Source organism: Nocardioides silvaticus, from assembly GCF_003160695.1.
GTDB lineage: Bacteria > Actinomycetota > Actinomycetes > Propionibacteriales > Nocardioidaceae > Nocardioides > Nocardioides silvaticus.
In genome coordinates, this window is sequence record NZ_QGDD01000011.1 from 46,526 (window position 1) to 67,524 (window position 20,999).

At 72.3% G+C, this 20,999-nt stretch carries 22 protein-coding genes; 16 read left to right on the forward strand and 6 right to left on the reverse strand.

Translation table 11 applies throughout. The annotated features are described in order from the left end of the window. From DJ010_RS19805 to DJ010_RS19825, 5 genes are all read left to right on the forward strand, one after another. Entirely contained in the window at positions 1-459 is a 459-nt protein-coding gene (locus DJ010_RS19805; RefSeq protein WP_109697029.1) for a GNAT family N-acetyltransferase, read from the forward strand. A 232-nt stretch (positions 460-691) separates the two neighbouring features. Continuing rightward, positions 692-2,131, forward strand: a complete 1,440-nt coding sequence (gene purB, locus DJ010_RS19810; protein WP_109697031.1) for an adenylosuccinate lyase — start codon at positions 692-694, stop codon at positions 2,129-2,131. A gap of 9 nt (positions 2,132-2,140) precedes the next feature. Beyond that, positions 2,141-3,064 carry an oxygenase MpaB family protein gene (locus DJ010_RS19815; RefSeq protein ID WP_109697033.1) on the forward strand — a complete coding sequence of 308 codons (924 nt, stop codon included), beginning with the start codon at positions 2,141-2,143 and terminating at the stop codon, positions 3,062-3,064. A 36-nt stretch (positions 3,065-3,100) separates the two neighbouring features. Further along, positions 3,101-3,685, forward strand: coding sequence for an RNA polymerase sigma factor (locus DJ010_RS19820; RefSeq protein ID WP_109697035.1), 585 nt, complete (start codon positions 3,101-3,103; stop codon positions 3,683-3,685). Next, positions 3,685-4,335, forward strand: coding sequence for a hypothetical protein (locus DJ010_RS19825; RefSeq protein WP_109697037.1), 651 nt, complete (start codon positions 3,685-3,687; stop codon positions 4,333-4,335). The genes DJ010_RS19820 and DJ010_RS19825 overlap by 1 nt, the downstream gene beginning before the upstream one ends. A gap of 2 nt (positions 4,336-4,337) precedes the next feature. On the opposite strand, the gene DJ010_RS19830 is transcribed toward DJ010_RS19825, so the two are convergent. The 3 genes from DJ010_RS19830 to DJ010_RS19840 all read right to left on the reverse strand — a co-directional run bounded on the left by DJ010_RS19830 (position 4,338) and on the right by DJ010_RS19840 (position 6,734). Beyond that, positions 4,338-4,655: an antibiotic biosynthesis monooxygenase family protein gene (locus tag DJ010_RS19830; RefSeq protein WP_109697039.1), complete on the reverse strand. Its 318-nt coding sequence runs from the start codon at positions 4,653-4,655 to the stop codon at positions 4,338-4,340. A 105-nt stretch (positions 4,656-4,760) separates the two neighbouring features. After that, on the reverse strand, positions 4,761-6,275 hold the full coding sequence (locus DJ010_RS19835; protein WP_245927730.1) for an alpha/beta fold hydrolase domain-containing protein: 1,515 nt from the start codon (positions 6,273-6,275) through the stop codon (positions 4,761-4,763). 30 nt (positions 6,276-6,305) lie between these two features. Beyond that, positions 6,306-6,734, reverse strand: coding sequence for a hypothetical protein (locus DJ010_RS19840; RefSeq protein ID WP_109697041.1), 429 nt, complete (start codon positions 6,732-6,734; stop codon positions 6,306-6,308). A 74-nt stretch (positions 6,735-6,808) separates the two neighbouring features. Here DJ010_RS19840 and DJ010_RS19845 point away from each other — a divergent pair, with 74 nt between their 5' ends. From DJ010_RS19845 to DJ010_RS19860, 4 genes are read left to right on the forward strand one after another with little or no spacing between them, the layout of a single operon-like run. Continuing rightward, positions 6,809-7,816, forward strand: a complete 1,008-nt coding sequence (locus DJ010_RS19845; RefSeq protein ID WP_109697043.1) for a phosphoribosylaminoimidazolesuccinocarboxamide synthase — start codon at positions 6,809-6,811, stop codon at positions 7,814-7,816. 9 nt (positions 7,817-7,825) lie between these two features. Then, complete coding sequence (gene purS / locus DJ010_RS19850) at positions 7,826-8,080, forward strand: phosphoribosylformylglycinamidine synthase subunit PurS (RefSeq protein ID WP_109697045.1); 255 nt, start codon at positions 7,826-7,828, stop codon at positions 8,078-8,080. Then, positions 8,077-8,745 carry a phosphoribosylformylglycinamidine synthase subunit PurQ gene (purQ, locus tag DJ010_RS19855; protein ID WP_109697047.1) on the forward strand — a complete coding sequence of 223 codons (669 nt, stop codon included), beginning with the start codon at positions 8,077-8,079 and terminating at the stop codon, positions 8,743-8,745. Before purS ends, purQ begins: the two co-directional genes overlap by 4 nt. Then, positions 8,742-9,185, forward strand: coding sequence for a DUF3817 domain-containing protein (locus DJ010_RS19860; protein ID WP_109697049.1), 444 nt, complete (start codon positions 8,742-8,744; stop codon positions 9,183-9,185). The genes purQ and DJ010_RS19860 overlap by 4 nt, the downstream gene beginning before the upstream one ends. Positions 9,186-9,223: 38 nt before the next feature. Here DJ010_RS19860 and DJ010_RS19865 read toward each other — a convergent pair whose 3' ends face one another. Continuing rightward, the gene (locus tag DJ010_RS19865) at positions 9,224-10,567 is read right to left on the reverse strand and encodes a glycoside hydrolase domain-containing protein (protein ID WP_109697051.1); all 1,344 of its coding nucleotides are present in this window, start codon (positions 10,565-10,567) and stop codon (positions 9,224-9,226) included. 157 nt (positions 10,568-10,724) lie between these two features. Between DJ010_RS19865 and DJ010_RS19870 the strand changes: the two genes are divergently transcribed. Beyond that, positions 10,725-11,657 (forward strand): hypothetical protein, encoded by a 933-nt coding sequence (locus DJ010_RS19870; protein ID WP_109697053.1) that lies wholly within the window; start codon positions 10,725-10,727, stop codon positions 11,655-11,657. A gap of 11 nt (positions 11,658-11,668) precedes the next feature. On the opposite strand, the gene DJ010_RS19875 is transcribed toward DJ010_RS19870, so the two are convergent. Beyond that, entirely contained in the window at positions 11,669-12,763 is a 1,095-nt protein-coding gene (locus tag DJ010_RS19875) for an alkaline phosphatase family protein (protein WP_109697055.1), read from the reverse strand. 44 nt (positions 12,764-12,807) lie between these two features. Here DJ010_RS19875 and purL point away from each other — a divergent pair, with 44 nt between their 5' ends. The 4 genes from purL to DJ010_RS19895 all read left to right on the forward strand — a co-directional run bounded on the left by purL (position 12,808) and on the right by DJ010_RS19895 (position 18,088). After that, positions 12,808-15,060: a phosphoribosylformylglycinamidine synthase subunit PurL gene (gene purL, locus DJ010_RS19880; protein WP_109697057.1), complete on the forward strand. Its 2,253-nt coding sequence runs from the start codon at positions 12,808-12,810 to the stop codon at positions 15,058-15,060. A 94-nt stretch (positions 15,061-15,154) separates the two neighbouring features. Beyond that, positions 15,155-15,925, forward strand: a complete 771-nt coding sequence (locus tag DJ010_RS19885; protein WP_245927732.1) for an alpha/beta hydrolase family protein — start codon at positions 15,155-15,157, stop codon at positions 15,923-15,925. Positions 15,926-15,929: 4 nt separating this feature from the next. Beyond that, positions 15,930-16,787 carry a tryptophan 2,3-dioxygenase gene (locus DJ010_RS19890; protein ID WP_109697061.1) on the forward strand — a complete coding sequence of 286 codons (858 nt, stop codon included), beginning with the start codon at positions 15,930-15,932 and terminating at the stop codon, positions 16,785-16,787. Between the two features lie 137 nt (positions 16,788-16,924). Further along, complete coding sequence (locus tag DJ010_RS19895; protein WP_245927739.1) at positions 16,925-18,088, forward strand: kynureninase; 1,164 nt, start codon at positions 16,925-16,927, stop codon at positions 18,086-18,088. Here the strand turns inward: DJ010_RS19895 and DJ010_RS19900 are convergent. Further along, on the reverse strand, positions 18,069-19,112 hold the full coding sequence (locus DJ010_RS19900; RefSeq protein ID WP_109697063.1) for a hypothetical protein: 1,044 nt from the start codon (positions 19,110-19,112) through the stop codon (positions 18,069-18,071). The genes DJ010_RS19895 and DJ010_RS19900 overlap by 20 nt on opposite strands. A gap of 51 nt (positions 19,113-19,163) precedes the next feature. Between DJ010_RS19900 and DJ010_RS19905 the strand changes: the two genes are divergently transcribed. Together DJ010_RS19905 and DJ010_RS19910 are read left to right on the forward strand one after the other, a co-directional pair. Further along, positions 19,164-19,523, forward strand: coding sequence for a sterol carrier family protein (locus DJ010_RS19905; RefSeq protein WP_109697065.1), 360 nt, complete (start codon positions 19,164-19,166; stop codon positions 19,521-19,523). A gap of 34 nt (positions 19,524-19,557) precedes the next feature. Further along, positions 19,558-20,925 carry a dipeptidase gene (locus DJ010_RS19910; protein ID WP_109697067.1) on the forward strand — a complete coding sequence of 456 codons (1,368 nt, stop codon included), beginning with the start codon at positions 19,558-19,560 and terminating at the stop codon, positions 20,923-20,925. Positions 20,926-20,999: the final 74 nt, after the last annotated feature.

The following is a 20,999-nucleotide window of genomic DNA, read 5'->3' on the forward strand; positions in this document are numbered from 1 at the left end:
GTGACGCTGCCGCTCTGGGACGCCGCGACCGTCGCGGCGATCCGGTCCGGCGGGCGGCTCGCGGGCTGGCACCCGTCGTTCCCGCGCAACGAGGACGTCGACGCCGCGAGCCTTTGGCGCGAGGGCGACCCGTGGGGCCCGCGCTCCATCGTCGTCGACGGGCTGGTCTCCGGCTCGATCGGCTTCTTCGGCGCGCCCGAGCCGGCCGCCGACGGCGTACCCGAGGTCGAGGTCGGCTACGGCCTCGTCGCCGAGGTCCGCGGCCGCGGCATCGCCACCCGCGCCCTCCAGTGGGCACTGTCCAATTGCGACCGCGAGGGCGTCCGGGTCCGCGCCAGCATCGCCCCCGACAACGCCGCCAGCCTCGCCGTCGCCACCCGCACCGGCTTCACCGAGATCCGCGGCTCCAACGAGGACGGCGAGCTTGTCCTCGTCCGTCCCCTCCCGCCCCTTCCTTGATTCCTCCCTCGTGGCGGGTTGATTCCTCCCTCGTGGCGGGTCGAATCGTCCCTCGTGGCCTGTTCATTCGTCTCTCGTGGCGACCCAGCCCGCCACCACTGACGAATCAACCCGCCACAACTGACGAATCAACCCGCCACGACTGACGAATCAACGGGCCACGACTGACGAATCAACTGACCACAACCCACGATTCAACCGACCACGAGGGAGGAATCGACGTCGTGGGAGAATGAGGGACGTGACCGTGCCCAACGTCCTGGCCACCCGGTACGCCGGGGCCGACCTCGCCGAGATCTGGTCGCCCGAGCACAAGATCGTGCTGGAGCGGCGGTTGTGGATCGCGGTGCTCAAGGCGCAGCGCGACCTCGGGATCGACGTGCCGGACGGGGTGGTGGAGGCCTACGAGGACGTCGTCGCCAAGGGCGAGCTGAGCGTCGACCTGGCGTCGATCGCGGACAGGGAGCGGGTGACGCGGCACGACGTGAAGGCGCGGATCGAGGAGTTCTCCGCGCTGGCCGGGCACGAGCACATCCACAAGGGGATGACCTCGCGGGACCTGACCGAGAACGTCGAGCAGCTCCAGGTCAAGCAGTCCCTCGAGCTGCTGCGGGACCGGACGGTCGCGACGCTGGCGCGGTTGGCGCGGCTGGCCTCCGAGCACGAGCTGACGGTGATGGCCGGGCGCTCCCACAACGTGGCGGCGCAGGCGACGACGCTCGGCAAGCGGTTCGCGACGGTGGCCGACGAGCTGCTCATCGCGCTGGAGCGGGTCGAGGACCTGCTGGCCCGCTACGCACTGCGCGGCATCAAGGGCCCGATGGGCACGGCGCAGGACATGCTCGACCTGCTCGGCGGCGACGAGGACCGGCTGGCCGAGCTCGAGCAGCGGGTCGCCGCCCACCTCGGGTTCGGCCGGGTGCTGACCAGCGTGGGCCAGGTCTACCCGCGCAGCCTCGACTTCGACGTGCTCTCGGCCCTCGTGCAGCTGACCGCCGCACCCTCCAACCTCGCGACCACGATCCGGTTGATGGCCGGCAACGAGCTGGTCACCGAGGGCTTCCAGGAGGGTCAGGTGGGCTCGTCGGCGATGCCGCACAAGATGAACACCCGCTCCTGCGAGCGGGTCAACGGGCTCGCGGTCATCACCCGCGGCTACCTCTCGATGGTCGGCGAGCTGGCCGGCGACCAGTGGAACGAGGGCGACGTCTCCTGCTCCGTCGTACGACGGGTGGCGCTGCCGGACGCGTTCTTCGCCGTCGACGGACTGTTCCAGACCTTCCTCACCGTCCTCGACGAGTTCGGGGCGTTCCCGGCGGTGATCCAGCGCGAGCTCGACCGCTACCTGCCGTTCCTCGCCACCACCAAGGTGCTGATGGCCGCCGTCCGCAACGGCGTCGGCCGCGAGACCGCGCACGAGGCGATCAAGGAGGCCGCCGTCGGCACCGCGCTGGCGATGCGGCAGGGCCAGGCCGACAACGACGTGTTCGCCAAGCTGGCCGCCGACGAGCGGCTCGGCCTCACCGCCGACCAGCTCGACACGCTCGTCGCCGACCCGATCACGTTCACCGGCGCCGCGGTCGCGCAGACCCAGGCGGTCTGCCGCCGCGTGGCCGAGGTCGTCGAGCGGCACCCGGCGGCAGCGACGTACTCCCCGGGCTCGATCCTCTAGGTTCGGGGCATGCCCGGCTACTTCGCCGCCGACTCGATGGTCGTGCGCGCCCTGTCGTCGCGCGCGGTCGGGCTCACCTACGGCCAGCGGGCGCTGGTGATCGGCGCGCTGCACCCCCGCCTCTTCGTCGGTACGGCGCAGCACACCACCCACCGGCAATCGCCCTACACCCGGCTCGGGCTGACCGCCCGCCTCTTCGAGTCGGTCTTCCTCGGCAGCAGGGAGGAGGCCGACCGCGCGCTCGACTACGCGGCCAAGCGGCACACGACGGTCCGCGGCACGATGTCCGTCGACGGCGGCGCCGCGCACCCGGCCGGATCGCCCTACAGTGCGGCCGATCCGGGCCTGATGTGGTGGACGGCCGCGTTCACGCTCGACTCCGTCGAGTTCATGTACGACGCGCTCGTCCGTCGCCTCCGCCACCGCGAGCGTGAGGAGCTCTTCGCCGGGTTCGTCCGGTGGGCCGAGCTGTTCGGGATGCCGCGCTCCGCTGCACCTGCGACGTACGACGAGTTCCGCGCCACCTTCGACGGCTGGCTCCGCTCCGACGAGCCGCACCTCGTCGAGGAGGCGCGGCTGGTCGGCCGCCACATCGCCGGCACCTCCGGCTACGCCCTGCCGCTGCGCCGGGTCAGCTCCCCGACCCTGGCGACGATCGTGCAGGGGAGCCTCGGACCCCGGGTGCGCCGGCACTACGACATCCCGTGGAGCGCGCGGGACGAGGCGGCCTGGCGGCTGTTCGGTCGCGCCAGCCGCGCGGTCAACGGCCGGCTGTCGCCGGTCGCCCGCACCGGGCTGGCCCGCGGCCGCAGCCAGGAGTTCTACAAGGTCGTCCAGCGCGGGGAGAAGGCCCTCCTCGAGCGCGGCGGCGTCAGCATCCCGGGCGTCTCGGACGCGCCGTCGCCGTACGACTCCCTCGCCGGCTCGGCCTAGGTGTGACGCTGCGTGCGAGGCCGGACATGGAAGGGCATGACCCCTCACCCCGTCGCGGACGCGCACGACCCGGAAGAGCAGTTCCGGGCCCTGTACGACGGCAACTTCGCCGCCGTCCTCGGCTACGCGCTGCGCCGGGTCGATCAGCCGGCCGATGCGGCCGACGTGGTGAGCGAGGTCTTCCTGGTCGCGTGGCGCCGGCTCGCCGAGGCCCCGCCGGGGGACGGGCGGCCGTGGCTGTTCGGGATCGCCCGGCACGTCCTCTCCAACTACCACCGCGGCCAGCGCCGCCGACAGCGACTGGGCGGCCGGCTGCGCGACGCCCTCGCCCGCGACGTGGTGCCCGACCCGGCGATCGGCGTCGCCGAGTGGGACCGGCTCCGGCGGGTGCTGCTCAAGCTGCGTCCCGACGACCGCGAGCTGCTGATGCTCGTCGGCTGGGACGGGCTCACGCCGACCGAGGCGGCCGGTGTCATCGGCATCGCACCCGGCACCGCGCGGATGCGGCTGGCCCGCGCGCGGCAGCGGTTCCGCGAGATCGCCGAACCTGGGTGTGACGCACCCGCCCTGCTCGGACATGTCCAGGCAGTCCCGTTCGAGCACGTGATCGGGGAGGGCTGATGAGCGACGATCGGAAGGACGCGGGTCCCGACCCACTGTCCGGCAAGGACCCGCACCCGCGGGAGCAGATCGACGTCTGGCCCCTCCACGACGCGCGCCAGGAGCTCCTGGAGGAGATCGTGTCCCAAGCCGGCGAATCACCCGCCCGTCGCAGAGTCCTGCTGTCCACCGCTGGCATCGCAGCCGCCCTCGCCCTCGTCGTCGGTGGCGCCTGGGCGGTCACGAACGACGGCTCCGACGGCTCCGGCGGGGATCGCGACGACGCCCAGGTCGCTGCGTCCTCGGACGGCCCGGGCCCGAGCGACGAGGCGAGCGACCCGACCGGGTCGACGGAGTCACCGGAGTCGACGGAGCCGACGACCGAGGTCACCGCGACCGAGACCGCGAAACCGACCAAGGAGCCCCGTCGACGAGACGACGTCCGTCGGACGGGCGTCCGCATCGGGGACGTCCGCACCCTGCGCGAGTGCCTGACCGACATCAAGACCCTCGACCGCAACGACGAGCTCACCCGGTTGGACAAGGTCCTGAAGCGGGGCAAGCACCACTGGAAGCTCTACGTCGTCCGCAAGGGACGGAAAGCGATCGCCATCGGCGAGGACTGCAAGTGGATCCGGGTGGTCCCCGAGAAGCCCCGCCAGCGGGGCTGACCTCAGCCCGGCTGGACGTCCAGCACGACCTCGAACTCCAGCAGGTCCGCGCCGCTCGCGACCGGCTTCTGCTGTTCCTCGCCGGGCCTCTTCGCGTGCGCGGCCATGCCGGCACCGTCGCGCCAGGCGGCGAACGACTCCTCGTCCTCCCAGTGGGTCACGACGAAGTAGCGGTCGTCGCCAGCCACCGGCCGCAGCAGCTGGAAGCCCAAAAAGCCGGGGGAGCCGTCGATGGTCCCGGCGCGCGCGGCGAACCGCTCCTCGAGGTGGGCCCCCGCACCCTCGGGCACGTGGATGGCGTTGATCTTGACGACGGACATGGCTCGAGCGTAAGGGGTCTCGATACGCCCTCGCGCAGAGCGCTCGGGCTACTCGACCACCGGGGTCCCCGCGTACGGCGCTCGGGCTGCTCGATCACCGAGGTTTCAGCAGCCGACGTCCACCACGTCGAGGTCGGTGCGGACCTGGCCGTCGACATCGAGGTGGTACGCCGAGCAGTACCGCGCGCTCAGCAGCGGGTCGCGGCGCAGGGTGATCGGTGCCCAGCGGCCGCGGCCGACCGGCTCGAGGTAGCGGAACCGCTCCGCCAGCAGGGCCTTCGCACTAGTGTCGCCTTTGAGGTAGTGGCCGAGCCAGGCCTGGGTGTAGACGCTGCTCAGCGCCTGCCCGTAGCGGCTGGCCGGCAGCACCAGCGGGATGTCGGTGTACTCCAGGTGGGTGCTCGCACGCGGCACCACGACCATGGTGTCGAGGTCCTCGGCCCGCCACGCCTCGAATCCGCTCGCGCGCTCCCGCATCGGGTCGGGCAGGCCGGCCGCCGGCACCAGTGACGAGCCGGCCGACAGCTGGCGCGGCGTCACCGTGAACCCGTACTCCGACTGGATGCCGAGAGCCGGCACCACCGGGTCCACGTGGCCCTGGCCCACCGGCGCCGGGGCGTCGGCGAACAGCTTGTCGAGCGCGACGACGGTGGCCACGCGGTCGTCGTACGCCTGCACGTAGGAGACCGCCGAGGCCCCCATCGAGTGGCCGATGACCGCGAGCCGGGTGGTCCGCCCCGCCGTCTGCGGGTCCTCGATCGGGGAGCGGTCCCACTGCTGCCACCACGGGTTGTAGGCATCGACCTTCGTGGTGCCTACGCCGGGGTTGGCGTACGGCGCCGACGGTCGCGAGGTGAAGAAGTCGAGCGCGTCCACGGTGCCGGTGGTGAAGTTGGCGAGCTGCTGGAACGGCACGCCCGGGCACGGGGTCATCTGGCCGGTGCCGAGGGCCGGGTCACCCTCGACGGGCGCGAACGGGTTGCAGAACGGGAAGACCGGGTCGCCCGTGTGTGGCAGGGTCTCGCTGGTGCCCTGGCCCTGCACGTCGTAGAGCAGCACGAGGTAGCCACGCTCGGCGAGGTCCTGCGCCAGCCACTGGTACATGCCCTGCGAACCGCCGACCGAGCCCGGCGTGATCACGACGCCCGGGTACGGCGCCGCGAGCACCTTCCCGGTGTAGGGGTCCTTCGCGCCCGGCAGCGGTCCGTAGAGGGTGCCGCGCAGCAGCGCACCGAACCGGTTGGTGAACGCGACCGGCTGCGAGCGGCCGCGGGTGCCGTTCCAGCCGGCACGCAGCGGGTTGCCCACGTTCCAGCCCGGCACCAGCAGCGCCGGCGTGACCGCCAGCCGGTCCGGCGTCGCGGCCTGGGCGAGGAGCTGGGAGACGGTGACGGCCGAGCTCTCGCGCACCAGCGCCGGGAGGTACGCCGGGTTCCGCAGCTGGCCGCCCCTGTCGAGGATCCGGCCGTACGCCGCCCGCATGTTCGCGAGGTCGGCCTCGGTGTCGCCGAGCAGGCCCTTGGGGTCGGGATCGCCCGGTGCACCGTGCGACGGTGCGACGGCGAGCAGGGTGGCCAGCGCGAGCGCCAGCGTGCCGAGGATGCGCCTGATGTCCCTCACGAAGGGAGGAACGAGTTCCTCCCCGACGGGCTATGCCCTGCCGTCGCCGCCCCAGTTCGCGAGCTTGGTCGCGATCAGGTGGAGGTCCGCCGGGCCGTCGCCGACGGCCGGCGCGAAGAACCACACGTGGAAGTGACCGCGATGCGCGCCGTACCGGCTGACGTCGACGTACTCGGCCTGCGGCGTGCTCTCGATGATCCGCACCAGCCGGTTGGAGATCCGGCCGAACGCCGAGGCGAGCTCGTCGTCGAGCTGGCCGACCTTGCTGTGCTCACGGGTCTGCAGCAGCAGCGCGGCGGCCACGCTGTCGGGATGGTCGGCCGCGGACAGCACCCAGCTCTCGTCCTCCCACACGATGCGGTCGGTCGCCACCCGGATGCACTCGGGGCAGCCGTCGTCGAGCGACGGTCGCGTGGCGGACACGATCTGGTCGTAGGCCTCGGCGGGTGAGAGCGGCATGGCAGGACTCTGCCATCCCGCTCCGAGCGAAGGGCAGAGACCCCCGAACTCACGGGTTTCCCTAGGCTGGCCCCGTGACGCTCGCGAACATCCCGCCGGCACCGGTCCTCCCCGGAACCCGCCACCTCCACTCGGGCAAGGTGCGCGACCTCTACGAGCTGACCGAGGGCCCGCACGCCGGCAGGCTGCTGATGGTCGCCAGCGACCGGCTCTCGATCTTCGACTTCGTCCTGGAGACGACGATCCCCGACAAGGGGGAGATCCTCACCCGGACGTCGCTGTGGTGGTTCGAGCAGCTCGCCGACCTGGTGCCGAACCACGTCGTCAGCACCGACGTCCCGGCCGAGGTCGCCGGCCGCGCGGTCATCTGCGAGAAGCTCGCGATGTACCCGGTCGAGTGCGTCGCCCGCGGCTACCTCACGGGCACCGGGCTGCTCGACTACGACGCGACGGGCGAGGTGTGCGGCATCGCCCTGCCCCCCGGCCTGGTCGACGGCAGCCGTCTGCCCGAGCCGATCTTCACCCCGGCGACGAAGGCCGAGCTCGGCGACCACGACGAGAACGTCTCCTACGACGCCGTCGTGGCCACCGTCGGCGCCGAGGTCGCCGCCCGGCTCCGCGACCTGACGCTCGCCGTCTACGGCCGGGCCGAGGAGATCGCCCGCGAGCGGGGGATCATCCTCGCCGACACCAAGCTCGAGTTCGGGGTCTCGACAGGCTCGACCACCGGTGACGGCTCGACCACCGGTGACGGCTCGACCACCGGTGACGGCTCGACCACCGGTGACGGCTCGACCACCGGTGACGGCTCGACCACCTCCACCGGCAGCGACGGCATCGTTCTGGGCGACGAGGTGCTCACGCCCGACTCGTCGCGCTACTGGCCGGCCGCCGAGTGGCGGCCCGGCCGCGCGCAGCCGTCGTACGACAAGCAGATCGTGCGCAACTGGGCGCTCTCGCCGGAGTCCGGTTGGGACAAGGCGTCCGGTGAGGCCCCGCCGCCGCTGCCGCCGGAGGTCATTGAGCGGACCCGGTCGCGCTACGTCGAGGCCTATGAGCTGCTGACCGGCGAGACCTTCTAGACTTCAGGCGTGGCCCGAGTCGTCGTTGCCGTCATGCCGAAGCCCGAGATCCTCGACCCCCAGGGGAAGGCGGTGCTCGGGGCGCTTCCCCGGCTCGGCTTCACCGGTGTGACCGACGTGCGCCAGGGCAAGCGGTTCGAGCTCGAGGTGGAGGGCGACGCCACGCCGGACGTGCTCGCCGCGGTCGAGAAGATGGCCGAGACGCTGCTGTCCAACCCGGTCATCGAGAACTACACCGTGAGCGTCGAGCAGGCCGACCGGTGAAGGTCGGGGTCGTCACCTTCCCCGGCTCGCTCGACGACGTCGACGCGCGTCGCGCCGTACGGATCGGCGGCAACGAGGCGATCGCCCTCTGGCACGCCGACGCCGACCTGAAGGGCGTGGACGCCGTCGTCCTGCCGGGCGGCTTCTCCTACGGCGACTACCTGCGTTGCGGCGCGATCTCCCGGTTCGCGCCGGTGATGACCGAGGTGGTCCGCGCCGCGACCGACGGCCTGCCGGTGCTCGGCATCTGCAACGGCTTCCAGATCCTCTGCGAGTCCCACCTGCTGCCGGGTGCGCTGATCCGCAACGACCACCGCAAGTTCGTGTGCCGCGACCAGCGGCTGCGGATCGAGAACAACCGCACCGCGTGGACGTCGTCGTACGCGCCGGGCGAGGAGATCGTCATCGCCCTCAAGAACGGCGAGGGCGGGTTCGTCGCCGACCCCGGGACCCTCGCGCGGATCGAGGGGGAGGGGCAGGTCGTCGCCCGCTACCTCGAGGTCAACCCGAACGGGTCGCTCAACGACATCGCCGGCATCACCAACGAGCGGGGCAACGTGGTCGGCCTGATGCCGCACCCGGAGCACGCCGTCGAGGAGCTGACCGGCTCCGGCACCGACGGGCTCGGCTTCTTCACCTCGCTCGCCGCGGCTGTCCTGACGTGACGCCGCGCCGGGTCTTCCGTGCGCTCGCCGTCGCGGAGGCCATCACCTGGGTCTGCCTGCTGGCCGGCATGTTCGTGAAGTACGTCGTCGACGCGTCCGAGGTCGGCGTGCAGGTCGCCGGGCCGGTCCACGGCACCGTCTTCATCGCCTACTGCCTCGCGACCGTCGTCGTCGGCGTCGACCAGCGGTGGACGAGCGGGCGGCTGGTGCTCGGCCTGGTGTCGGCCGTGCCGCCGCTGATGACGGTGTGGTTCGACCGCCACGTCGAGGCGCGCGGTGGGCTCGACGACACCTGGCACTCGCGTCCCGACAGCCCGAACGGCTCCCAGCGCGCCGTCGCCTGGCTGATCGGCCACCGGCGGCAGGCGCTGGCCGGTTTCGTGGTCGCGGTGGCCGCGCTCACCGGGCTCGCGCTGCTGGTCGGCCCGCCGGTCGGCTGAAGATGGAGTAGCTCCACTCGCGCGCCCGGGGCAGTCGGTCAGGACCGACCAGCGCGCAACCGCTCCCAGGTGGCCCGGTTGACGATGCCGGTCGCCTTCAGGCCGACCTTCCGCTGGTAGGCCTTCACGTCCTTCGCCGTCTTCTTCTTGAAGATGCCGTCGACCTTCCGCTGCAGCGAGGAGTTCGCCGCGTTGAGGGCACGCTGCGCGCGTCGTACGTGCGGGCCGGTCGACCCGATCTTCTGCGCGTAGTCCCGGCCCTGCGCGAACGCCGCGACCCAGTTCGCCGGGCTCCACGTCGGGCTCACGGCGAACCCGCGGCTCTTCTGCCACGCGCCGACCGCCGCGACCGTGGCGGCGTTGTACCTGCCGTTCAGCTTCCCGTCGTACACGCCGCGCTCCTGGAGCAGGCACTGGAGCGCCCGGACCTTGTTGACCGGCGGCTTCGCTCCCTCACCCGGCTGGCGGATCGCGGGGTAGCGGGCGAAGTCGAGGTTGACGCCGCCGCAGTGCTCCTCGGGCTCGGCGACCCGCCCCTTGCCGAGGTCGAGGTAGTTGCGGTCGATGTTGATCGTGACGCCGCCCCAGGTCTCGTCGTGACCACCGGTGTACTGCTTCACGCGGCCGCCGGGACGCCAGCCGTCGTTGCGGATGTAGGACGTGGAGGTGTTGGCGACGCCGTCCCAACGCGCGATCCAGACCATGTCGGGCATCGTGTAGGTGCCCGGCCGCTCCACCCGCGCGTCGTCGAGCACCGCGATGCCAGACCCGGCGCTGGAGTAGACGCCGGAGACGTACCTGAGGTCGTGCAGCTTGTCGGTCCAGGCGCTGAGGAACGCCAGCGCCGACTCGCGGCACCGGTAGTTGTCCTCGTCGAACGCCTCGAGGTCGTACCAGAGCGTGCTGCGCGGGACGATGCCCAGCGCCTTCGCGGCGTCGACCGCCTTGACGGCCTCGGCGCGGCCCTGCTTCCGCGCCGCGGGGAACTTGCCGTTGCGGCCGGGGCGGCCGTTGATCACCGGGTCGTTGCCGTAGCGCGGGAACCGGTCGCTGCAGGAGGCCTGGGGTCCGAGCGTGATCGGCAGCAGCCGCCAGCCCTTGCGGAGCTGGGTGCGGATCCAGCGCGGTGTGAGGTTGGGCTGGCTGCGGCAGGCGCGTGAGTCACCGGAGATGTAGATGCCGACCGACAGGAAGGGAGAGTGGTCGAGCCACGTGTCCATCGCCTTCTGGTTCGGGGCGAGGCACTGGTCGAAGCCGAACCCCTTGAAGTCGCCGGGGGTGACCGGGTTGGGCTCGGCCGCGGCGGGGCGCAACGGCACGAGCACCATCAGGGTCGCCAGCAGGGCGGCGGCGAGGCCGGGTCGACAGAGGCGGGCAGACATTCTCAGCTCCAGTGGTCCGAGGGCACGACGGCAGGTGCGGCGAATCACGATAACCACATTGGTAACACTGGTAACAGGCGTTGCCAGCAACTACAGCGCTGTAATTCGGTGCGGTGGCACTAGGCTCCGCCCATCCCGGGAGAGGAGGCGCACGATCGTGGACTGTCCGAGCTGCGGTGCGGCGGCCGCCCGGCCCGACCAGCACTACTGTGCCCGGTGCGGCACCACCCTGGCCCCGGTCGAGCCGCCCACCGCCTACGACCGCGGCACCCGGATCAGCGGCCCGCTGTTCGCCGACGACTTCCCGCCGCCACCCCCGCCCCCACCGCCGACAGCACCGCCGCCGACCCAACCGACTCCCGAGCCACCGCCTGCGTCCCCGCCGCCGGTCGAGCGCGACCGGTCACGCCCGATGCGGCCCTCGATCGTGCTGCTGGTCGCCGCCGCGGTGGTCGCGGCGCTGATCGGCGCCGGCGGCGTGATGCTGCTCCTCGGTGGCGACGACGACGAGCCGACGGAGGCCAAGGAACGAAGCCGCGCCGGCGCGGGGACGGCCACCGACGACGCTCCCACCTCGCCGGCGAACACGGAGCCGAGCAACACCGGGGCGACGAAGGAGCCTCCACAGTTCCGCTGCTGGAACGGCGACGGGCCGGTGAACCGGCTCGCCGACTGCCCGCTCCCGAGCGGTCCCGACGGCATGGCGTGGGTGTTCCCGTCGGTGCTCGACGACGGCTGCTCGGTGCGGGCCGGTGCCGCGCGGGCTACCGAGGCCGACTGCATCGAGCTGGTGGAGGGATCTGAGGTCCGGTTCCACTACAGCGAGTGGCGCAGCCGAGCCGCGCTGGAGGCCTACTACGGCAGGAACGAGACCGGAGCGGTCGGCACGCTGGCCGGTAACCCGGACCTGACCGTGGTGGAAGTCATCTCTCGTGACCCAGCCGTCGACTACAAGGTCGCGATCTACTACGAAGACCCCTCGACGCTGTGGTCGGTCACCGTCTACGCCGCTGACCAGGCCCAGTTCTTCTACGCCGAGGGGAAGGTGGAGGCGCGACGGCTCAAGCAGATCCGTGGCGAGCGGCTCTGACCCGTTCGGCGCTACTCGACGTCGAGGTCGTGCCCGGTGTCGAAAAGACTGCCCGGCACCGGGTCGAGGCCGAGCAGGTCGGTCACGAGGTTGGCGACGTCGCCGTTGCGGACCGGCTGCGGACCGTCGTACGACGGCTGGCTGCTGCCGGGGTCGCGGTAGTCGGGGTTGAGGTCGTAGAGGTCGCCCGGTGTGACACCGGCACCCCACACGACGAACGGGATGGTGAAGTTCTCCGGCTGCGTGGCGTCGCTGTGCGTCGTCGTGCCGGGCACGCCGCCGTGGTCGGCGGTCACGATCACGACCACCTCCTCGGCGAGGGCGGGGTCGTCGGCGACGGCCGACACCACCCGGTCGACGTCGGCGTCGGCGGTGCGGACGGCGTCGAGGTACGCCGGGCTGCCCCAGCCGTGCTCGTGGCCGGCGTTGTCGGGGCCGGCGAGGTGGAGGAAGACGAGGTCGTGCGCGCCGGCGCGCAGGTCCTCGACGGTGTCGGTGACCAGCGAGGCCTGGTCGTCGATCTCGAGCGGGTCGATCGTGCCCGGCCAGGCCCGGCCCCACATCTCGAACTTCTGCTTGCCGGCGTAGACCGCGCTGGTGCCGCCGGCGGCGTCGACGACCGAGAACACCGACTGGGTGCCGAGGGCCACCGAACGGGTCGACGTGGAGTTCCACGTGACGCCGTGGCCGCCCTGGACCGGGTCGACCCGGTCACCGGTCACCATCCCGGTGTGGTTGGGCAGCGTCACCGTCTTCTCGACCTCGGTCCGTGCGTTGAGCGTGCCCGCGCCCTGTGCCAGCAGGTCGGCGATTCCCGGTGTCGCGCGCCGGCTCACCCACAGCGAGCCCAGCCCGTCGACGGAGATCACCACGACCCGCCGGTCGTCGGCGGCGGCGGTGTCCGCGCTCCCGGCCGTTGTGGCGCCGGACGGGTCCGACGCGCTCGCCGGCGGGCTCTCCGGGGCGTCGGACGCGCCGGAGTACGACGGGTCGCCGTCCTGCTGCACCCACCACACCCCGGCCGCTGCCAGAGCCACCAGGAGCGCGACGAGCGCGAACGCTCCGACCGCCACGCCCGGCCGGGACGACGGCGGCGGCTGCGGCATGGGCCCAACCTAGAGGAACCGCCCGGGGCCGATAGATTTGCGCCGTGCTCGACACCGTCGCCCTGGCCGCATCCGACCCCGACCGCGAGCAGCCGTGGGCCGAGCTGGGCCTCAAGGAGGACGAGTACCTGCGGATCCGCGAGATCCTCGGCCGCCGCCCGACCAGCTCGGAGCTGGCGATGTACTCGGTGATGTGGAGCGAGCACTGCTCCTACAAGTCCTCCAAGGTGCACCTCCGGCAGTTCGGACAGATCCCCCAGGAGACGCCGGTCGGGAAGATGCTCGCAGGCATCGGCGAGAACGCCGGTGTCATCGACATCGGGCAGGGCTACGCGGTCAGCTTCAAGGTCGAGAGCCACAACCACCCGTCGTACGTCGAGCCCTACCAAGGCGCCGCCACCGGCGTCGGCGGCATCGTCCGCGACATCATCGCGATGGGCGCCCGCCCGATCGCGGTCATGGACCCGCTGCGGTTCGGCCCGCTCGACGCCGACGACACGCACCGGGTGCTGCCGGGGATCGTGGCCGGCGTCGGCGGCTACGGCAACTGCCTCGGTCTGCCCAACATCGGCGGCGAGGCGGTCTTCGACCCGACCTACCTCGGCAACCCGCTCGTCAACGCTCTCTGCGTCGGCGTGCTCCGGCACGAGGACCTGCACCTGGCGAAGGCGTCGGGCACCGGGAACAAGGTGATCCTGTACGGCGCCCGCACCGGCGGCGACGGCATCGGCGGGGTCTCGGTGCTCGCCTCCGAGACCTTCGACGCGGACGGGCCGGCCAAGCGCCCCAGTGTCCAGGTCGGCGACCCGTTCATGGAGAAGCTGCTCATCGAGTGCACGCTCGAGCTGTTCCGGGCCGGCGTGGTCGCCGGCATCCAGGACCTCGGTGGCGCCGGGCTCTCCTGCGCCACCTCCGAGCTGGCGTCCGCCGGCGACGGCGGCATGCGCTGCGAGCTCGACCGGGTGCCGCTGCGCGACTCGACGCTGGCTCCCGAGGAGATCCTCATGAGCGAGAGCCAGGAGCGGATGATGGCCGTCGTCGAGCCCGGCGACGTCGAGGCGTTCATGGCGATCTGCGCGAAGTGGGACGTCGAGGCCGTCGCCATCGGCGAGGTCACCGACACGAGCCGGCTCGAGATCACCTGGCACGGCGAGGTCGTCGTCGACGTACCTCCGCGCACGGTGGCGCACGACGGCCCCGTGTACGAGCGCCCGTTCGCCCGGCCCGACTGGCAGGACGCGTTGCAGGCCGACGGCGCCGAGCAGCTGCCGCGCCCCACCAACGGCGACGAGCTCCGCAAGACGCTGCTGGAGCTGGTGGCCAGCCCGAACCTCTGCGACAAGTCGTGGATCACCGACCAGTACGACCGCTACGTGCAGGGCAACACGGTGCTCGCGCAGCCTGCCGACAGCGGCATGGTGCGCGTCGACGAGGAGACCCATCTCGGCGTCTCGGTCGCGACCGACTGCAACGGCCGGTTCGCCAAGCTCGACCCGTACGCCGGCGCGCAGCTCGCACTGGCCGAGGCCTACCGCAACGTGGCAACCGGTGGCGCCCGGCCCCTCGCTGTCAGCGACTGCCTCAACTTCGGCTCGCCTGAGGACACCGGGGTGATGTGGCAGTTCGCCGAGGCCTGTCGCGGCCTCAAGGACGCCTGCCTCGAGCTCGGCATCCCGGTCACCGGCGGCAACGTCAGCCTCTACAACCAGACCGGCGACACCGCGATCCTGCCGACGCCAGTGGTGGCGGTGCTCGGCGTCATCGACGACGTACGACGCCGCACGCCGTCCTCGTTCACCGGCGAGGGCGAGCGGGTCGTGCTGCTCGGCACCACCCGCGAGGAGCTCTCGGGCGGCGAGTGGGCGCACGTCGTCCACGGCCACCTCGGTGGCCGGCCGCCGCAGGTCGACCTGGCCGCCGAGCGCGGGCTGGCCCTGCTGCTCGCCGACCTGGTCGGCACCGCGACCAGCGCCCACGACCTCTCCGACGGCGGTCTGGCGCAGGCGCTCACCGAGGCGGCCCTCGTCGGCGGCGTCGGCGCCACGGTCGACGTCTCCGGCGTCGCCGACGACCCGTTCGTCGCGCTGTTCTCCGAGTCCGCCGCCCGGGCGATCGTCACCGTCGCCGCCGACGACGTCGAGGAGCTGCGCGCCCGCTGCGCCCGCCACGACGTGCGGATGACCGAGCTCGGCACCACCGGCGGCGACGCGCTGGTGGTCGACGACGTCTTCGACGTGCCGCTCGACGAGCTGGGGGCCGCCTGGCGGTCGACGCTCCCCGCCGCCCTCGGCGAGTAGCAGCGCCGTGGTCGCCGCCGGCGCCCCGCGTCGGCGTAGCGTGCTGGCTGCGGCCGCGGCACTCGGCCTCGCCGCGTGCGGGAAGGAGCCCCCGGTGGCCGACCAGGACGCCGGCCTCGACGGCGACGAGGTCGGCACGGCGTACGGCGACGACCCGAGCCAGTTCGGCCAGCTGCTGCTGCCCGACGGTGAGCCGAGGGGTGTGGTGGTCGTCGTCCACGGCGGCTTCTGGAAAGCGGAGTACGACCTCTCGCTCGGGACGCCGCTGGCGCAGGACCTGACCGCGCGCGGGTGGGTGACCTGGAACCTGGAGTACCGCCGGGTCGGCAGCGGCCCTGGTGGGGGCGGCGGCGTGCCCGCGACCCTCGACGACGTGGCGGCCGGCATCGACCACCTCGCGACGATGGCGGCCGCGGGCCTGGTGCCGGCGGCGGCGCTGGACCGGGTGGTCACCCTCGGCCACTCCGCGGGCGGTCACCTCGCGACCTGGGCCGCCGGCCGGCCGGACCCGGTCGTCCCGGTCACCGACGTCGTCTCGCAGGCGGGCGTGCTCGACCTGGTCGCCGCGTCCCGCGCGGGCCTCGGCGGCGGTGCGGTCGACGCCTTCCTCGGCCACGCCCCCGGGCCCGCCGACGCCGCAGCCGATCCCGCGCAGCAGCTGCCGCTCGCCGTACCCGTCCACTGCGTGCACGCCCCCGACGACGACATCGTCCCGATCTCCCAGTCCCGGGAGTACGTCGAGCGCGCCACCGCCGCCGGCGCGACCGCGGACCTGACCGAGGTGACCGGTGGCCACTTCGGCGTCATCGAGGTCGGCAGCCCGGCCTGGCAGCGGATCCTCGAGATCATCGGCGGGATAGGTTGACCGGGTGTCGATCGAGGAGGGCTACCGGCCGCTCGAGCCCGGCGTGCGCACCGACTTCTCGGGGACGCTGGACTACGCGGGCTACCTCGACCTCGACACCCTGCTGTCAGCGCAGCACCCGCTGAGCGACCCGCCCCACCCGGACGAGCTGCTCTTCGTCATCCAGCACCAGACCACCGAGCTCTGGCTGAAGCTGATGGTGCACGAGCTGGTCGGCGCCCGCGGCTTCCTCGACGCCGACGACCTCGCGCGGGCACGCAAGAGCCTGGCCCGGGTCAAGCACATCCTGCGCACGATCACCGAGCAGTGGTCGGTGCTGGCGACGCTGACACCCAGCGAGTACGCCGAGTTCCGCGACGTGCTCGGACCGGCGTCGGGCTTCCAGTCCGTGCAGTACCGCGCCGTGGAGTTCCTGCTCGGCAACAAGAACCCGCAGATGCTCAAGGTGTTCGCGGGCGACCCGGCCGCGCACGAGTTCCTCGAGGACGCCCTCACCGGCCACACCGTGTACGACGCGTTCCTCCGCCTGGTCGCCCGCCGCGGGCTCCCCGTCCCCGCCGCTGTCCTCGAGCGCGACGTGAGCAAGCCGTGGGTCGAGCAGCCCGGCCTGGTCGAGGTGTTCCGCCAGGTCTACGAGGACACCTCCCGCTACTGGGACCTCTACGAGACCTCCGAGGACCTGGTCGACCTCGAGGACGCCTTCCAGCTCTGGCGGTTCCGCCACCTCCGCACCGTGCAGCGGACGATCGGCTACAAGACCGGGACCGGCGGCTCCTCCGGCGTCTCGTTCCTCCGCCGCGCCCTCGACCTCACCTTCTTCCCCGAGCTGATCACGGTGCGGACCGAGATCGGGATGCCGTGATAGCGCCGGAGGGCGATAGTCCCTTACGAAAAGCACCTGATTCGGGCGAATTCGGGTGCTTTTCGTCAGGGACTATCGCCCAGCGCGCCGCCGAGCTCGACGCCGCCGACCCGCTCGCGTCGTACCTCGACGCCTTCGTGCGGACCGAGGGGGTGGTGGCCTACCTCGACGGCAACTCGCTGGGGCGGCCGCTGCGGGCGACGCGGGAGCGGTTGGCGTCCTTCGTGGACGGGGCGTGGGGCGACCGGTTGATCCGGGCGTGGGACGAGGAGTGGATGGCGGCGCCGACCGAGCTCGGCGACACGATCGGGCGGGTCTGCCTCGGGGCCACGGCCGGGCAGACGGTGGTCGCCGACTCGACGACGGTGCTGCTCTACAAGCTGGTGCGGGCGGCGGTCGACGCGCAGGTGCGGGACCATCCGGGTCGCACGGAGGTCGTCGTCGACACCGACAACTTCCCCACCGACCGGTTCGTGGTCGAGGGGGTCGCGGCCGAGCGCGGACTGGAGCTGCGGTGGGTCACGCCCGACCGGGACGGCACCGTGACCGCCGACCAAGTGCGGGCGGTCGTCTCGGAGCGGACCGCGCTGGTGCTGCTCAGCGGCATCGCCTACAAGTCGGGCCAGATCGCCGACGTCGCTGCGATCACGCAGGTCGCCCACGAGGCCGGCGCGCTCGTGCTGTGGGACCTGTGCCACTCGGTCGGGTCGGTCGAGCTGACCCTCGACGCGCACGAGGTCGACCTGGCGGTCGGCTGCACGTACAAGTACCTCAACGGCGGCCCGGGCGCCCCGGCGTTCGCCTACCTCGCCGAGCGACACCAGGGCCGGCTCCGCCAGCCGGTGCAGGGCTGGATGGGCGCGGCCGACGTGTTCGCGATGGCCGAGCACTACCAGCCCGCGGACGGCGTCCGGCAGCTCATCAGCGGGACACCACCGATCGTCGGGATGTTGCCGATGCGGGACATGCTGGCGCTGATCGAACGGGCCGGGATGGCCGCCGTACGGCGGAAGTCGACAGCCCTCACGGCGTTCGCCGTCGAGGTGGCCGACGAGCTGCTCGCCGGCCACGGGGTGCGGCTCGCCTCGCCGCGCGACCCCGAGGTGCGGGGGAGCCACATCACGCTCGAGCACCCCGACTTCCGCGCCGTGACGGTCGAGCTGTGGGAGCGAAGCGTCATCCCTGACTTCCGGCCGCCGTCGGGCCTGCGGATCGGGCTGTCCCCGCTGAGCACGTCGTTCGCCGAGGTGGCGACCGGCTTGTCCGTGGTCGCGGACGTGCTCACTTCTCCCAGAGCTTGATCTCCTCCTCGGCGTCGACCTTCTGCCGGTTCGGCGGGTCGAACTCGCCGAAGGCGGAGCCGAGCACCAGGCCGTAGGAGACCTCGGTCGTGAGCGGGCCCTGCTCGCTGTCCTTGGCCGGGACCTCGAAGATCAGGTGCTTCGACCAGCCGCAGACGGCCGAGGCGGGGATCGGGCAGGCGTCGGTGCCGTCGTCGTTGGAGACCGAGCTCACGGGGGTCGAGCCGTCGAGGGTGGCCTTCACCTTCACGGTGCCCGCCGCGTAGCGGGCAGCGCCGCCCAGGCCGTTGGTCAGGGTGTAGGACCGCAGCTCGGTCGACAGCGTCAGCACCATGAAGAGCCGGCCGTCCGGCGCCCACTCGCCGCCGGCGTACGGCGTCAGGACCGGGCCCACGATGTCGCAGCCGAACTCCACGGTCGCGAGCTTCGTGTCGAACCACTTTCCGGCGTCGTCGCACGGCTCGGGCTTGAGCCGCTTGTCCGCGATGTCGTAGAGGCCCTGGGCGCCCCCGGCCTCGACGTCGCCGTTCTTGAGGTCGACCGACTGCACGACGCCGTCGAACTCGAGCTCCAGCGTGCGGTCCGTGCCGTCGCCGTCGACGACGACGTAGAACGACTCGCCCGCCTCCGAGCCGTCGTCCGGCGGCGGCAGCCGGTAGGCCTCGCCCTCGCTGACCAGGTCGATGATCGGGGTGTCGTCGGTGTCGAAGACGCCGTCGAGCCGGTTGGAGGCCCACGGGTCGTACTGCCAGGTGATCGGCACCAGCACCGCGCCCGAGGGCGCCTCGACGTTCTCCCGGGCCCGCGTCTCGTCCGAACCGGCGGAGTCGACGGGCTCGGCCGCCGTGATGAGCAGGCGGCCGGTCGGCAGCACCACCGTCGCCTCGGTGCCCTTCTTGAACTGGTCGTCGACCTGGGCGCGGATGACGTCCCCGGGCTTGGTGGTGTCCTCGTCGTCGCCGCACGAGGCCAGCAACGGGGACAGCAGGAGGAGAGTCATCCCGGTGACGGCACGTGCACGCATGGGCCACATTGTGTACGACGCGCGTCGGCCCTCGTTTGTAGGCTCACGAACGTGGCCTCCCGACTCCGCCCCGCCGACCCCGCCGACGTCGCCGACGCCCGTGCGCGCGTGGCTGCCGGAAGCCCGGAGCACACCGACCTGCGGCTGCTCACCAAGCACTTCCTCGCCCTCCTCGAGGAGCGGGCCCCCGGCCGGTCGGTCGAGGTCCGGGTGCCGCCGTACGCCGCCGTCCAGGTCGTCGAGGGGGTCCGCCACACGCGCGGCACCCCGCCCGCGGTGATCGAGACCGACGCCGAGACCTGGGTCGCGCTCGCCACCGGCGCGCTGGCCTGGCCCGACGCACTCGCCGGCGGCCGGGTGCACGCGAGCGGCGAGCGCACCGACCTCTCGCCGTACCTCCCCCTGGACTAGGGACGTGCCCGGCCGCGGGGATAGGTTGACGAGCATGACGATGACGAGTGACGAGATCCGATCCCGCGTCGCAGAAGCACTGCCCGGCGTCCGCGAAGACCTCGAGGACCTGGTCCGCATCCCGTCGGTGAGCGCCGACCCCGAGCGGCTCGACGAGGTCGAGCGCAGCGCCGAGCGCACCGCCGAGCTGTTCCGCGCCGAGGGCGTCGACGCGCGCATCGTGCGGGCGTACGACGGGGCGCCGCCCGCGGTCATCGGCGAGAAGCGTGGCCCCGAGGGCGCGCCCGTCGTCCTGCTCTACGCGCACCACGACGTCCAGCCCGAGAACGACCCCGCCGACTGGGACAGCGCGCCGTTCGAGCCGACCGAGCGCGACGGCCGGCTCTACGGCCGCGGCGCGGCCGACGACAAGGCCGGGATCATGACCCACGTCGCCGCGCTCCGGGTCTTCGGCGACGAGCTGCCGGTGACCGTCCGGCTGTTCATCGAGGGCGAGGAGGAGGTCGCCAGCGCGACCCTGCCGCAGCTGCTCGAGCAGAACCTCGACGAGCTCCGTGCCGACGTCATCGTGATCGCCGACTCCGGCAACTGGGACATCGGCGTGCCCGCGCTCACCACCAGCCTCCGCGGCCTGGTCCGCGTCAACGTCGAGGTCCGCACGCTGTCCCACGCGGTCCACCAGGGCATGTGGGGCGGTCTCGTGCCGGACTCGCTCCTCGCCCTGTCCCGCCTCATCGCCTCGCTCCACGACGACGACGGCAACCTGCTCGTCGAGGGCCTGGCCAGCGGCCCGGCCGCCGACGTCGACTACCCCGAGGACCGGCTCCGCCTCGAGTCCGGCATCGCTCCCGGCGTCCAGTGGATCGGCTCCGGCCCCAAGGTGGAGCGGCTCTGGACCCAGCCCGCGCTGTCGGTGATCGGGCTCGACGCCCCGAAGGTCGACGGCTCCTCCAACACCCTCATCCCGGCTGCCCGCGCCCGCCTCGCCCTGCGCACCGCCCCCGGCGAGACCTCCGCGAACGCCATCGACTGCCTGCGCCGCCACCTGGAGAAGAACGTCCCCTGGGGCGCCCAGCTGACCGTCGACGTCGTCGACACCGGCGAGCCGATCGCGCTCGACGTCACCGGTCCGGCGTACGACGCCGCCCGCTCCGCCTTCACCGAGGCCTGGGACGGCACCGAGCCGGTCGACATGGGCGTCGGCGGGTCGATCCCGTTCATCGCCGAGTTCCTCGAGGCCATGCCCGGCGCCAGCGTGCTCGTCACCGGCGTCGAGGACCCCGACACCCGCGCCCACGGCGCCAACGAGGGCCTCCACCTCGCCGAGTTCGAGAAGGTCCTCGTCGCCGAGGCCCTCATGCTCCGCAACCTGGGCGCCGAGGCGGCGGCGGGAATCATGTAGCTGGGAGTTGCTGCTACTACCCGGGTGGTCGCCACCCGGGTAGCGGGCACAACACGGAGTCTCTTGATTCCGCC

Coding starts and splice junctions, on each gene's coding strand:
- DJ010_RS19865 (WP_109697051.1), bottom strand. CDS start 10,567: ATGTCTGCCCGCCTCTGTCGACCCGGCCTCGCCGCCGCCCTGCTGGCG.
- DJ010_RS19840 (WP_109697041.1), bottom strand. CDS start 6,734: ATGCCGCTCTCACCCGCCGAGGCCTACGACCAGATCGTGTCCGCCACG.
- DJ010_RS19875 (WP_109697055.1), bottom strand. CDS start 12,763: ATGCCGCAGCCGCCGCCGTCGTCCCGGCCGGGCGTGGCGGTCGGAGCG.
- DJ010_RS19830 (WP_109697039.1), bottom strand. CDS start 4,655: ATGTCCGTCGTCAAGATCAACGCCATCCACGTGCCCGAGGGTGCGGGG.
- DJ010_RS19820 (WP_109697035.1), top strand. CDS start 3,101: ATGACCCCTCACCCCGTCGCGGACGCGCACGACCCGGAAGAGCAGTTC.
- DJ010_RS19815 (WP_109697033.1), top strand. CDS start 2,141: ATGCCCGGCTACTTCGCCGCCGACTCGATGGTCGTGCGCGCCCTGTCG.
- DJ010_RS19900 (WP_109697063.1), bottom strand. CDS start 19,112: ATGCGTGCACGTGCCGTCACCGGGATGACTCTCCTCCTGCTGTCCCCG.
- purB (WP_109697031.1), top strand. CDS start 692: ATGAGGGACGTGACCGTGCCCAACGTCCTGGCCACCCGGTACGCCGGG.
- DJ010_RS19910 (WP_109697067.1), top strand. CDS start 19,558: ATGACGATGACGAGTGACGAGATCCGATCCCGCGTCGCAGAAGCACTG.
- DJ010_RS19825 (WP_109697037.1), top strand. CDS start 3,685: ATGAGCGACGATCGGAAGGACGCGGGTCCCGACCCACTGTCCGGCAAG.